Origin of the sequence: Solilutibacter silvestris (genome assembly GCF_002895945.1) — a bacterium.
In the GTDB taxonomy this organism is placed as follows: Bacteria; Pseudomonadota; Gammaproteobacteria; order Xanthomonadales; family Xanthomonadaceae; genus Solilutibacter; species Solilutibacter silvestris.
This window is the reverse complement of sequence record NZ_NPZB01000002.1, coordinates 522,718-535,566: the sequence shown is the minus strand read 5'-3', so window position 1 is coordinate 535,566 and position 12,849 is coordinate 522,718. Positions and strand designations below refer to the sequence as shown.

11 protein-coding genes and 1 pseudogene are annotated in these 12,849 nt (G+C 65.1%); 5 read left to right on the top strand and 7 right to left on the bottom strand.

The features are described 5' to 3' along the window. Positions 1 to 23: 23 nt before the first annotated feature. The 5 genes from Lysil_RS10085 to Lysil_RS13585 are packed head-to-tail and all read right to left on the bottom strand — an operon-like array spanning position 24 to position 3,600. Positions 24 to 803, bottom strand: coding sequence for a succinate dehydrogenase iron-sulfur subunit (locus Lysil_RS10085; protein ID WP_103075462.1), 780 nt, complete (start codon positions 801 to 803; stop codon positions 24 to 26). 12 nt (positions 804 to 815) lie between these two features. Further along, positions 816 to 2,606, bottom strand: coding sequence for a succinate dehydrogenase flavoprotein subunit (gene sdhA / locus Lysil_RS10080; protein WP_103075461.1), 1,791 nt, complete (start codon positions 2,604 to 2,606; stop codon positions 816 to 818). Positions 2,607 to 2,610: 4 nt separating this feature from the next. Further along, a complete protein-coding gene (gene sdhD, locus Lysil_RS10075) occupies positions 2,611 to 2,991 on the bottom strand; it encodes a succinate dehydrogenase, hydrophobic membrane anchor protein (protein ID WP_103075460.1) in 381 nt (126 codons plus the stop codon). Next, entirely contained in the window at positions 2,988 to 3,386 is a 399-nt protein-coding gene (gene sdhC / locus Lysil_RS10070) for a succinate dehydrogenase, cytochrome b556 subunit (RefSeq protein ID WP_103075459.1), read from the bottom strand. The genes sdhD and sdhC overlap by 4 nt, the downstream gene beginning before the upstream one ends. Before the next feature lie 49 nt (positions 3,387 to 3,435). Continuing rightward, complete coding sequence (locus tag Lysil_RS13585) at positions 3,436 to 3,600, bottom strand: DUF1674 domain-containing protein (protein WP_240600496.1); 165 nt, start codon at positions 3,598 to 3,600, stop codon at positions 3,436 to 3,438. Between the two features lie 28 nt (positions 3,601 to 3,628). On the opposite strand from Lysil_RS13585, the gene ygfZ reads away from it, so the two are divergent. Beyond that, the gene (gene ygfZ / locus Lysil_RS10060; protein WP_103075458.1) at positions 3,629 to 4,468 is read left to right on the top strand and encodes a CAF17-like 4Fe-4S cluster assembly/insertion protein YgfZ; all 840 of its coding nucleotides are present in this window, start codon (positions 3,629 to 3,631) and stop codon (positions 4,466 to 4,468) included. A gap of 129 nt (positions 4,469 to 4,597) precedes the next feature. Here the strand turns inward: ygfZ and Lysil_RS13730 are convergent. Further along, a pseudogene (locus tag Lysil_RS13730) lies at positions 4,598 to 4,711 on the bottom strand (DUF5009 domain-containing protein); the annotation flags it as partial. A gap of 73 nt (positions 4,712 to 4,784) precedes the next feature. Further along, positions 4,785 to 5,864 carry a substrate-binding domain-containing protein gene (locus Lysil_RS13580; protein ID WP_103075457.1) on the bottom strand — a complete coding sequence of 360 codons (1,080 nt, stop codon included), beginning with the start codon at positions 5,862 to 5,864 and terminating at the stop codon, positions 4,785 to 4,787. A gap of 252 nt (positions 5,865 to 6,116) precedes the next feature. Here Lysil_RS13580 and Lysil_RS10050 point away from each other — a divergent pair, with 252 nt between their 5' ends. The 4 genes from Lysil_RS10050 (at position 6,117) to fdhF (ending at position 12,842) form a co-directional block, all read left to right on the top strand. Continuing rightward, complete coding sequence (locus tag Lysil_RS10050; protein WP_103075456.1) at positions 6,117 to 7,769, top strand: OFA family MFS transporter; 1,653 nt, start codon at positions 6,117 to 6,119, stop codon at positions 7,767 to 7,769. 81 nt (positions 7,770 to 7,850) lie between these two features. Then, entirely contained in the window at positions 7,851 to 8,357 is a 507-nt protein-coding gene (locus Lysil_RS10045; protein ID WP_240600494.1) for a formate dehydrogenase subunit gamma, read from the top strand. Then, positions 8,354 to 9,913 (top strand): formate dehydrogenase beta subunit, encoded by a 1,560-nt coding sequence (locus Lysil_RS10040; protein WP_103075454.1) that lies wholly within the window; start codon positions 8,354 to 8,356, stop codon positions 9,911 to 9,913. Before Lysil_RS10045 ends, Lysil_RS10040 begins: the two co-directional genes overlap by 4 nt. A 13-nt stretch (positions 9,914 to 9,926) precedes the next feature. Further along, on the top strand, positions 9,927 to 12,842 hold the full coding sequence (fdhF, locus tag Lysil_RS10035; protein ID WP_103075453.1) for a formate dehydrogenase subunit alpha: 2,916 nt from the start codon (positions 9,927 to 9,929) through the stop codon (positions 12,840 to 12,842). The last annotated feature ends 7 nt before the right edge of the window (positions 12,843 to 12,849 follow it).

Below are 12,849 nucleotides of genomic sequence, written 5' to 3'. Positions count from 1 at the left end.
CGACGGATCAGTCGGGCCGATGCTCAGACCCGGCGCGCCAGCATCAGCTTCTTGATCTCCGCGATCGCCTTGGCCGGGTTCAACCCCTTCGGGCAGGTACGCGCACAGTTCATGATGGTGTGGCAGCGATACAGCTTGAACGGATCTTCGAGATCGTCGAGACGCGCACCGGTGTCCTCGTCGCGCGAGTCGACGATCCAGCGATAGGCCTGCAACAACACCGCTGGGCCGAGATAGCGTTCGCCATTCCACCAGTAGCTCGGGCACGAGGTCGAGCAGCAGGCGCACAGGATGCACTCGTAGAGGCCGTCAAGCTTCTTGCGGTCTTCCGGCGACTGCAGGCGCTCGCGCGACGGCGCCGGGCTTTCGGTGCGCAGCCACGGACGGATCGATGCGTACTGCGCGTAGAAGTGGGTGAGATCCGGAACCAGATCCTTCACCACTTCCATGTGCGGCAGCGGGTAGATCGGCACTTCCTTGCCGCGGCAATCGTCGATCGCCTTGGTGCAGGCCAGCGTGTTGGTGCCGTCGATGTTCATCGCACACGAACCGCAGATGCCTTCGCGACAGGAGCGACGGAACGTCAGCGTCGGATCGATTTCGTTCTTGATCTTGATCAGCGCGTCGAGGACCATCGGGCCGCACTTGTCGAGATCGATCTCGTAGGTGTCGGTATGCGGGTTCTCGCCGTTGTCGGGACTCCAGCGATACACCTTGAAGGTGCGCATGCGCGTGGCGCCCGGCGCCGGAAAATGCCGGCCCTTGCCGACCACGGAATTCTTCGGGAGGGTGAATTCGGCCATCTGTGCGCGCCCTCAGTACTTGCGTTCTTTCGGCGGAATCACCGCGACATCGTCGGTCAGCGTGTACATGTGCACCGGCCGGTAATCGATGTGGGTGTTGCCGTTGCGGTCAACCGAAGCCAGCGTGTGCTTCATCCAGTTGGCATCGTCGCGCTTGGGGAAATCCTCGCGGGCGTGGGCGCCGCGCGATTCCTCGCGATTGGCCGCGGAGACGATCGTCACCAGCGCCTGGTCGAGCAGGTTTTCCAGTTCGAGCGTTTCGATCAGGTCGGTATTCCATACCAGCGAGCGGTCGCTGATCTTGACGTCGGCGAACGAGGCATGGATATCGCGGATCGCCTTGACGCCCTCGTCCAGCGTTTCGCCGGTACGGAACACCGCGGCGTCACGCTGCATGGTGCGCTGCATGCGATCGCGGATCACCGCGGTCGGGGTCGAACCGTCGGCATTGCGGATGCGATCGAGATGCGCGATCGCCGCGTCCAGCGCATGTTCCGGCAATTGGCCGTGCGGCGAATTCGGCTTGATCAGTTCGGCGGCGCGATGGGAGACCGCGCGACCGAACACCACGAGGTCGAGCAGCGAATTCGAACCGAGGCGGTTGGCGCCGTGCACCGAGACGCAGGCCGCTTCGCCGATCGCGAACAGGCCCGGCACCACGGTATCGGGGTTGCCGTCCTTCAACTGCACCACTTCGCCGTGGTAGTTGGTGGGGATGCCGCCCATGTTGTAGTGGACGGTCGGCAGCACCGGGATCGGTTCCTTGGTGACGTCGACGCCGGCGAAGATGCGCGCGCTCTCGGCGATGCCCGGCAGTTTCTCGTGGATCACTTCCGGACCGAGGTGGGTGAGGTCGAGCAGGATGTGGTCCTTGTGCTCGCCGACGCCGCGGCCTTCGCGGATTTCCATCGTCATCGCGCGCGACACCATGTCGCGTGGCGCGAGATCCTTGACGCTCGGCGCATAGCGTTCCATGAAACGCTCGCCGTTGCTGTTGCGGAGGATGCCGCCTTCGCCACGTACGCCTTCGGTGATCAGGCAGCCGGCGCCGTAGATGCCGGTCGGGTGGAATTGCACGAATTCCATGTCCTGCATCGCCAGTCCGGCGCGCAACGCCATGCCGCCGCCGTCGCCGGTGCAGGTATGCGCCGAGGTCGCGGAGAAATAGGCACGTCCGTAACCGCCGGTGGCCAGCACCACGCCGTGCGAACGGAACAGGTGCAATTCGCCGGTCGCCATTTCCAGCGCCAGCACGCCGCGGCAGGCGCCGGCGTCGTCCATGATCAGGTCGAGCGCAAAGTATTCGATGAAGAACTGCGCGTCGTGCGCCAGCGACTGCTGGTACAGCGTGTGCAGGATGGCGTGGCCGGTGCGATCGGCGGCGGCGCAGGTGCGTTGCGCCGGTGGGCCCTCGCCGTAGCGCGTGGTCATGCCGCCGAACGGACGCTGGTAGATCTTGCCTTCCTCGGTGCGTGAGAACGGTACGCCGTAATGCTCGAGCTCGACGATCGCCGGGATCGCTTCCTTGCACATGTATTCGATCGCGTCCTGGTCGCCCAACCAGTCGCTGCCCTTCACGGTGTCGAAGAAGTGGTAGCGCCAGTCGTCCTCGCCCATGTTGGCGAGCGCGGCCGCCACGCCGCCCTGCGCCGCGACGGTATGCGAACGGGTCGGGAACACCTTGCTGATGCAGGCGGTCTTCAAGCCCTGCTGGGCGAGACCGAAAGTGGCACGCAGGCCGGCACCACCGGCGCCGACCACCACCATGTCGAATTCGTGTTCGTGGATCTTGTACCCGGTCATGTCTTCAGTTCCCAAGCGCGATGCGGACGACAGCGAACACCCCGGCGATCGCGGTCACGGCGAAAACGAAGCGGTTCAGGATCTGGAGCGCGATGCCCCAGCCGGAATGGACGTAGTCCTCGATCACCGTCTGCACGCCCAGTGCCGCGTGCCAGCACATGGCAACAACGAAGGCGACGACCAGCACTGCGTTGACCGGATGCGCGATCGCGCCATGCACGACGTCATAGCCGCCCTGCGCACCGCAGATTACCAGCCCGAGGAAATACAGGCCGAGGAAGACCAGCGCGATCGCGGTCAGGCGCTGGTTGACGAAATGCGACACGCCGTACTTGGCCGAACCAAGACCGAGGGCAGTCTTCAGCGGATTGCGGAATTCGCTCATGCCGCGCCTCCCTTGCACCAGACCGCGAAGACGAAGATCGCCGCGACCAGCACCAGGCTGCCGATGATGCTGATCCAGCTGTTGCGCACGAACTGCGGGATCGCGTAGTCGTAGCCGGCGTCCTGCACCAGGTGGCGGATGCCGTTGATCAGGTGGAAGCTGAAGGCCCAGGCCCAGCCGAACAGCAGCACCATGCCCAGCGGCGAACTGGCGCAGTGGGTGAAGGCGTCCCAGCTCTCGCGACCGCCGGCCAATGCCAGCAGGCCCCAGACGATCGCCAGCGCGCCGAACGCCAGCGCGATGCCGGTGGCGCGATGGAGGATGGAAGTCACCATCTGCACCTGCCAGCGATAGACCTGCAGGTGGGGCGACAAGGGGCGTTGCGGATTCGCCATCGGCGTATTCCTCGGAGGGGTTCGAGCGTGCCTGTTCGAAGCGCGGGAGTCAGAAATCGATGCAGCGTCCGTCCTTCTCCCAATCCCCGTAACGCGTCGGTTCGAGGCCCGGGCGTCCGCCGATCTCGCGGATCGCCGGAGTCGTCACGGGCGCGGTCTCGGTCGCGTCGGGCTTGGGTGGAAGGGCGTCTTCGCCGATGATGTCATCGTCCATCACCTGTGAATGATACGTTCCAGCGACCATGCCCGACAACCCGAACCCCTCCGCCTTCGCCCTGACCGGCCAGTCCGTGCTGGAAATCTCCGGCCCCGATGCCATCGCGTTCATGCAGGCGCAGTGCATGAACGACGTCGCCCAACCCGGCGATGGCCAATGGCAATGGAACGGCTGGCTGACCCCGCAGGGCCGGGTGATCGCCTTGTTCGCCCTGCTCCGCCGCGATGCCCAGACCCTGTGGTGCGTGCTGCCCGACATGCCGGCCAGTGCATTGGCGCAACAACTACAGCGCTTTGTCTTCCGCAGCAAGGTCAAGCTGATCGCCCGCGACGACCTGCACGTGGGTGGAAGTTTCGCCAGCCCGCCATCTGCGCAAGGCGCGACAGCTGCATTGGGGGAAGATGCCGCTTCGCTCGATCTCTCCGCGCAAGGCGGCGAACGCACTTGGCTGATCGGCGCAACGCAATTCGATGCGGATGATGAAGCCGCGCAGCGCTGGCGCACGATGGACCTGCGCCACGGCCTGCCACGTTTCCGCGCCGATGCCGAACCGAAGTGGACGTCGCAACAACTCTCGCTGGATCGGCTGCAGGCCTACAGCGTGAAGAAGGGTTGCTATCCCGGACAGGAAATCGTCGCGCGGACGCACTTCCTCGGGCAGGCGAAACGCGGGCTGCTGTTGCTGGAAGGCATTGCTGCGGTCGAAGCGGGCACAGCCATCTCGGATGGATCGCGCGAGATCGGAAGCATCATCTCCACCTCGGAAGATGTCGCGCTTGCCGTTGCCACGCTCGATCCTTCAGCGATCGAAGTGGATGGCCGCGCGGCGAAAATCTCGCCACTGCTGGACGGACTCGCGCGCTGAGTACGATCGCGTCAGATCTTGAGGTAGATGCGACGTCGATCCATCCAGCGCATGATCGCCCACCACAACGCGACGAACACGACGGCATAGGCCAGCGAGGCGAGCTTGTCGCCGCCCCACGGCGCGATCCAGCGGCCAGAACACGTGATCCCAGCTGACGGGATCGTTGACCAGCAACATCGCCGCAACCGTGATCCCGCGCAATGCATCGACCGACGCGAAGCGTTGCGGCTTCGTGCTCATCTTCGTGTTCATCCCAACTCCGTCTTCACCGCAACGATAACGAAATATCGTCGCACCTGGCGCCTTCCCGGAATCAACACAACCTTTGCAATGACGGGAATGCATCGGGCAGGCGTTGCACCTGCCCGCACATGCACGGATCGTAGCCCGGCAGGCGACTCAAGTCGTTGCGGAAAGCGGGATCGCGCAACATGCCGAGCACATCGGCCAGGCGGTCGGATTCGATCGTCTCTTCCCTGCACAGGAAAAAATAGTGTTCGGTGGCGATGGGAATGAATTCCACGCCATAGCGGCGCGCCGGAGGTTCCAGTCCAAGTCCCGCGTCGGCAAGACCGCTGGCGACATAGGCAGCGACGGCGGCGTGTGTCAATTCCTCGACATCGCAACCGCGCAGGTCGGACAGCGACGCGCCCTCGCGCTTGAGCAGACAATCGAGCAGCAGGCGGGTGCCAGACCCCTGCTGGCGATGAATGAAGCGCAAACCACCCTGCAGCACATCGGCCAGGCCGCGGATCCCCTGCGGATTGCCGGCAGCGAGGATCAAGCCCTGGCGACGCATGGCCAGGTGGATGACCCGATCGTTTTGCAGATCGAAGCGATCGAGATAGTGCGCGAGCAACTCGTCCTCCAGCTCGCCAATCGGCAGATGCAAGCCGGCCAGCTCACAGGTGCCGGTGCGCAATGCACTCAGCGCCTCGTCGGGACTGCGGTACTTGAGATCGATCGGATGCTGCGCCTGTGCCATCGCGGTACGAAACACTTCCACGCCGAATCCGTGTGATGCATGGAGGCTGATCGGCACATCCCTGCCCATGCCACGCTCGAGTTCGGCCTCGAGTTCGGTGGCGAGGGAATCGAGCATCGGCGACAACCGGGCATTGATGCGCTTGTCCACCCAGATCAGTCGCTCGCCGATCGCGGTGAGGCGCGCGCCACGTCCGCGCATCGCCCGCATCAATGGCATCCCGAACAGTTTCTGGCCCTCGCGCAACAGGCCCCAGCCATAGCGATACGAAAGACCGACCTTGCGGCAGGCCGCAGCCAACGACCCGCTGGCATGCACCTCGACCAGAAGTTCGATCAGGCGTGGCGGCAACACGGTCCCGGATGCAGATTGCAGCTCCCAGCACGGACGGATGGCGACCTTGTACATGGGCAATGACTCGCAGGGCAGAGGGTACTAAGCGCAGTGACGACGGCATTGCTGCAGCCCAGCACTGCGCTTTCGCCTAGGTATATGGCTTTAAAAAGCAGATTACTGAACTATGGAACTGTTGCAGTCCCTTCGTCAATCCTATAAAGAAGATGGCGGATCTGTCGGCTCATATATGTTTTCGGCAACCTAATTGAGCCTCGGAACAGCATTCAGCTCGACGGCCGCGCCGTCATCGCGAGGGGTGAAGGAATGAGCATCACTGTGGATCAAGTCGACACGCTTTCGCAGCCCGGACTCCTGGATCGGGCGCGCACCATCGCAGGTCCGAACTACAACCGATGGTGGGTGGTTCCAGCCGCACTGGCGATCCACCTGTGCATCGGCATGGCCTATGGTTTTTCGGTGTTCTGGCTGCCGATGAGCAAGCTGATCACCGAAACCGATCCAGCTGTCTGCACCAACTTGGGCTTCATCGCATCACTGACCACCACGACGTGCAACTGGACCGTTCCCCAGGTCACCCACGTCTTCGAAACCTTCATCGCCATGCTCGGCATTTCCGCAGCGCTGTGGGGCGGCTGGCTGGAACACGCGGGTCCGCGCAAGGCCGGTTTCATCGCCGCGTTGTGCTGGGGTGGTGGCCTGGTGATCGGTGGCATCGGCGTTGCGATGCATCAATTGTGGCTGGTCTATCTCGGCTGCGGCGTGCTTGGCGGCGTCGGCCAGGGCCTTGGCTACATCACGCCGGTGTCCACCCTCATCAAATGGTTCCCGGATCGCCGCGGCATGGCGACAGGCTTCGCGATCATGGGCTTCGGCGGTGGCGCGATGGTCGGCGCGCCGCTGGCAGTGGCACTCATGAAGCATTTTTCCAGCACCACTCCGCAGGGCGTCTCCACGACCCTGATCGTGATGGGCGTGATCTACCTGCTGGTGATGTCGGCCGGCGCATTCGGCTTCCGCGTTGCACCAACGGGCTGGAAGCCCGAGGGCTGGACACCCAAGGCCAGCGCGAACAGCATGATCACCCAGCGCCACGTGCATCTGAATCGCGCGTGGAAAACACCGCAGTTCTGGCTGGTCTGGGGCGTGCTGTTCCTCAACGTGACCGCCGGCATCGCGGTGCTGGCGATGGCCAGCCCGATGCTGCAGGACGTCTTCGGCGGCAAGCTGCTTGGCCTCGACACGGCCACCGGCGCTACCCTCACCACCGAGCAGAAGGCCGCCGTCGCCGCCTCGGCCGCAGGTCTGGTCGGCCTGCTCAGCCTGTTCAACAGCCTCGGACGGCTGTTCTGGGCCTCGCTGTCCGACAAGCTGGGGCGCAAGAACACCTATTGCGTGTTCTTCATTCTCGGCATCCTCCTGTATTGCGTGTTGCCGATCTGGGGACATGCGGGCATGGCTGCCCTGTTCGTCGCCTCGACCTGCGTGATCATCAGCATGTACGGCGGCGGCTTCGCCACGGTGCCGGCCTATCTCGCCGATCTGTTCGGCACGCAGATGGTCGGTGCCATCCATGGTCGCCTGCTGACGGCCTGGTCCGCCGCCGGCATCGTCGGTCCCGTCATCATCGCGGCCATCCGCGAAAGCCAACTGGCGGCCGGCGTGGCGAAGAATCTGGTGTACGACCGCACGCTCTACATCATGGCGGGACTGCTGTTCATCGGCCTGATCTGCAACCTGCTGGTGAAGCCGGTGAAGGAATCGGTCTTCATGACCGACGAGGAGCTGGCGCATGAGCGCTCGCTGCAGCATGAGCCCAAGAGCAGCGGCGATACCGCCATCACCGCGGCGCGCGGCGTGTTCGGCATTCGCGGGGTGATCGCGTGGCTGGCGGTGGGAATCCCGTTCCTGATCGGGCTTTACATCGCCCTGGCGAAGGCGGCTGCCCTGTTCAAGTAGGACGATCGCGAGCATCGCATCATTTCCTCCCGACACCGGATACGCGCATCAATGGGCAAACGCACGAGGCAAGCCGAATCCGTGACCGAAAGGGTGCCGCAACTGGCGGCGCCGTACGTGCAAGCGGTCGCGGAAGCATTGGAGCGGCATGGCGAGCAACCCGGCGCATTACTGCCGGTGCTGCATGCGATCCAGGACGCGCTGGGTTTCGTCCCGGAAGGCGCGGTGGCGCCGATCGCGGAGGCGTTGAACCTGACCCGCGCCGATGTGCATGGGGTGGTCAGCTTCTACCACGAGTTCCGGCGCACGCCACCGGCGCGACACAGTCTCCGGCTGTGCCGCGCCGAGGCCTGCCAGGCGATGGGCGCGCGCGCGCTGGAGCGCCATGCTTGCGAACGCCTAGGCATCCACGACGACACGCATCGCAGCGCTGATGGAACGATCGACTTCGAGCCGGTTTACTGCCTCGGCAATTGCGCGCTGGCGCCGGCCGGATTGGTCGATGGCGAGCTGCGCGGTCGGCTCACGCCGAAGGCGCTCGACACGGTGATCGACGCGATGCGCGCAGACTGCAGGAACATCGCATGAGCACCATCACCCTCTACGTGCCGCGTGATGCCGCCGCCATTTCGATGGGAGCGGACAAAGTCGCCGAGGCGATCCGCCGCGAAGCCGCGAGCCACGATGTCGATGTTCGCATCGTGCGCAACGGTTCGCGTGGACTGTTGTGGCTGGAACCGTTGGTGGAAGTCGCGACGCCGGCCGGCCGCATTGCCTACGGCCCCGTCACCGAAGGCGATGTCGCATCGCTGTTCGCCGCCGGCTGGCTGCACGGCGGCGACCACGCGCTGCGCCAAGGCAACATCGAACAACACCCCTGGTTCGCCAACCAGCAACGCCTCACCTTCGCACGCGTGGGGCTGATCGATCCGATCGATACCTCCAACTACGCGGCGCACGGCGGCTGGAAAGGTCTGCGCCGTGCCCTGGGCATGGCGCCGGCCGGCGTCGTCCAGGCCATCACCGATTCCGGCCTGCGCGGTCGCGGTGGTGCGGCGTTCCCCACCGGCATCAAGTGGAAGACCGTGCTGGACACGCCCGCCGCGCAGAAATACATCGTCTGCAACGCCGACGAAGGTGATTCCGGGACGTTCTCCGATCGCATGTTGATGGAAGGCGATCCGTTCTCGTTGATCGAAGGCATGGCCATCGCCGGCATCGCGGTCGGCGCGACGCGTGGTTACATCTACCTGCGCAGCGAATACCCGCATGCGTTGCGCGCACTCGAGGAAGCGATCACTGCGGCTTATGAGGCGGGCTGGCTCGGCGCAGGCATCGGCGACAGCCACCGTCGCTTCGACCTCGAGGTGCGGCGCGGCGCCGGCGCCTACATCTGCGGCGAGGAAACCTCGCTGCTGGAAAGCCTCGAAGGCAAGCGCGGCCAGGTGCGTTTCAAGCCACCGCTGCCGGCGATCGAAGGCCTGTTCGGACAACCGACCGTCATCAACAACGTGATCACGCTGGCCTCGGTGCCGTTCATCGTCACCGAGGGCGCCGAAGCCTATCGCGACTATGGCATGGGCCGTTCGCGCGGCACATTGCCACTGCAGCTCGCCGGCAATATCAAACACGGCGGGCTGGTCGAACGCGCATTCGGGCTGACGTTGCGCGAACTGCTCTACGACTACGGCGGGGGCAGCGCGAGCGGACGTCCGATCCGCGCGGTCCAGGTCGGTGGCCCGCTGGGTGCCTACATGCCGGAATCGCAATTCGACACGCCGATCGATTACGAGGCGTTCGCCGCGGTCGGCGCGATGCTCGGCCATGGCGGCATCGTGGTGTTCGATGACAGCGTCGATCTACTGGAGCAAGCGCGCTACGCGATGGAATTTTGCGCGATCGAATCCTGCGGCAAGTGCACGCCGTGCCGGATCGGTTCGACGCGCGGCGTCGAGGTGATCGATCGCATCGCCGCGCGTCTCGACCGCGACCGCCAGGAAGCGCTGCTGCGCGATCTGTGCGAAACCATGCTGCACGGCTCGCTGTGCGCGCTCGGCGGGATGACGCCCTATCCGGTGCTCAGCGCACTCAATCATTTCCCGGAAGATTTCTCGCCCGAACGGCGCGCGCCTGCCGCCGCCTAGGAGTTAACCAGCCATGCGATCGATCGCAGAAAACGACTACGGCACCCCGAACCCGCAGATCATCCAGCTGGAAACGCTGAAGACCGTCAATCTCGAGATCGACGGCAAGCGCGTCGAAGTGCCCGCGGGCACCTCGGTGATGCGCGCGGCGGCCATCGCCGGCACCAGCATCCCCAAGCTGTGCGCCACCGATTCGCTGGACGCCTTCGGCTCCTGCCGGATCTGCCTGGTCGAGATCGAAGGCCGCAAGGGCTATCCCGCTTCCTGCACGACGCCGGTCAGCGAAGGCATGCAGGTGCGCACGCAGACGCCGAAGCTGGCCGCACTGCGGCGCGGGGTGATGGAGCTGTACATCTCCGACCACCCGCTGGATTGTCTCACCTGCCCCGCCAACGGCCATTGCGAATTGCAGGACATGGCCGGCGCGGTCGGCCTGCGCGAAGTCCGTTACGGCTACGAGGGCGCCAACCACGTCTACGCCAAGGACGAGCACGGGCACGACAATCCGTTGTTCGAGGGCAAGGACACCTCCAATCCCTACTTCACCTTCGACCCAAGCAAGTGCATCGTGTGCTCGCGCTGCGTGCGCGCCTGCGAGGAAGTCCAGGGCACGTTCGCGCTGACCATCCAGGGCCGCGGCTTCGATTCCAAGGTTGCCGCCAGCCAGGACCAACCCTTCCTCGATTCCGAATGCGTGAGCTGCGGCGCCTGCGTGCAGGCCTGCCCCACGGCCACGCTGTCGGAGAAATCGCTGATCACGATCGGCCAGGCCGAGCACAGCGTCGTCACCACCTGCGCCTATTGCGGCGTGGGCTGCTCGTTCCGCGCCGAGATGCGCGGCGAAGAACTGGTGCGCATGGTCCCCAACAACGACGGCCACGCCAACCACGGCCATTCCTGCGTCAAGGGCCGCTTCGCCCTGGGCTATGCGACGCATCCGGACCGCATCACCACGCCGATGATCCGCGAGAAGATCAGCGATCCGTGGCGGGTGGTGAGCTGGGAAGAGGCGGTCGCGCATGCGGCCTCCGAGTTCCGGCGCATCCAGGACACGTACGGCAAGTTCGCGGTCGGCGGCATCACCTCCTCGCGCTGCACCAACGAGGAAACCTACTTGGTGCAGAAGCTGGTGCGCGCCGCGTTCGGCAACAACAACGTCGACACCTGCGCACGCGTCTGCCATTCGCCGACCGGGTACGGCCTGAAGCAGACCCTGGGCGAATCCGCCGGCACCCAGGATTTCGATTCGGTGCGTTTCGCCGACGTGATCCTGGTGATCGGCGCCAATCCGACCGACGGCCATCCGGTGTTCGCCTCGGCCATGCGCCGGCGGCTGCGCGAGGGCGCCAAACTCATCGTGATCGATCCGCGCCGCATCGACCTGCTGCGCACGCCGCATTCCGAACACGGCCTGCACCTCAAGCTGCGCCCGGGCACCAACGTTGCCATGGTCACCGCGCTGGCGCATGTGTTGGCAACCGAAGGCCTGATGAACGAGGACTTCATCGTCCGCCGCTGCGAAAGCGAGGCGTTCGAGCAGTGGCGCGCATTCGTCTCCGATCCGTCGCGCTCGCCCGAGGCGATGGAAGCCGAGACCGGCGTTCCCGCAGCGCTGGTGCGCGAGGCCGCGCGGCTGTACGCCGGCGCGGACAACGGCGCGATCTACTACGGCCTAGGCGTGACCGAGCATTCGCAGGGTTCGACCACGGTCATGGGCATCGCCAACCTGGCCATGGCCACCGGCAACATCGGCCGCCCGGGCGTGGGCGTGAATCCGTTGCGCGGGCAGAACAACGTGCAGGGCAGCTGCGACATGGGCAGCTTCCCGCACGAATTCCCCGGTTACCGCCACGTGTCCGACGAACCGGTGCGCCGTGCGTTCGAGCAGCGCTGGGGCGTGCCGCTGCACGACGAACCCGGCCTGCGCATCCCCAACATGTTCGAGGCCGCGATCGAGGGCAGCTTCAAGGGCCTGTACATCCAGGGCGAGGACATCGCGCAAAGCGACCCCAACACCCAGCACGTCACCGCGGCGCTGACCGCGATGGAATGCATCGTGGTGCAGGACCTGTTCCTCAACGAGTCCGCCAAGTTCGCCCACGTGTTCCTGCCGGGCAGCAGCTTCATGGAGAAGGACGGCACCTTCACCAATGCCGAGCGCCGCATCTCGCCGGTGCGCAAGGTGATGGAGCCCAAGGCGCGCTACGCCGACTGGGAAGTGACCCAGTTGCTGTCGAACGCGCTAGGCTATCCGATGCAATACAGCCATCCGGGCGAGATCATGGCCGAGATCGCCAGCCTGACGCCGACCTTCACCGGCGTCAGCTTCGAATTGCTCGACGAGATGGGCAGCATCCAGTGGCCCTGCAACGTCGACAATCCGCGCGGCTCGCCGACCATGCACGTCGAGGAATTCGTCCGCGGCAAGGGCAGGTTCATGCTCACGCCCTACGTGCCCACCCGCGAGAAAGTCACCCCGCGCTATCCGCTGCTGCTCACCACCGGCCGCATCCTCAGCCAGTACAACGTGGGGGCGCAGACGCGGCGCACCCCGAACGTTGCCTGGCACGATGAGGACCGGCTGGAACTGCACCCGCACGACGCAGAGGAACGCGGCATCGCCGAGGGCGACTGGGTCGGCGTGGAAAGCCGCGCGGGCGACACCGTGTTGCGCGCGCGGATCACCGAGCGGGTCCAGCCGGGCGTGGTCTACACCACCTTCCACTTCCCGGAATCCGGCGCCAACGTGATCACCACCGAGAACTCCGACTGGGCGACCAACTGCCCCGAGTACAAGGTGACCGCGGTCCAGGCCACCCGCGTTTCGCAGCCGTCCGACTGGCAGAAGCGCTTCCAGGCGTTCACGGAGTTGCAGGAATCGCTGTTGCCGGAAGGCGAGTCCGACCGCACCGCCACGGCCGTTCGCTGAGGAGCCG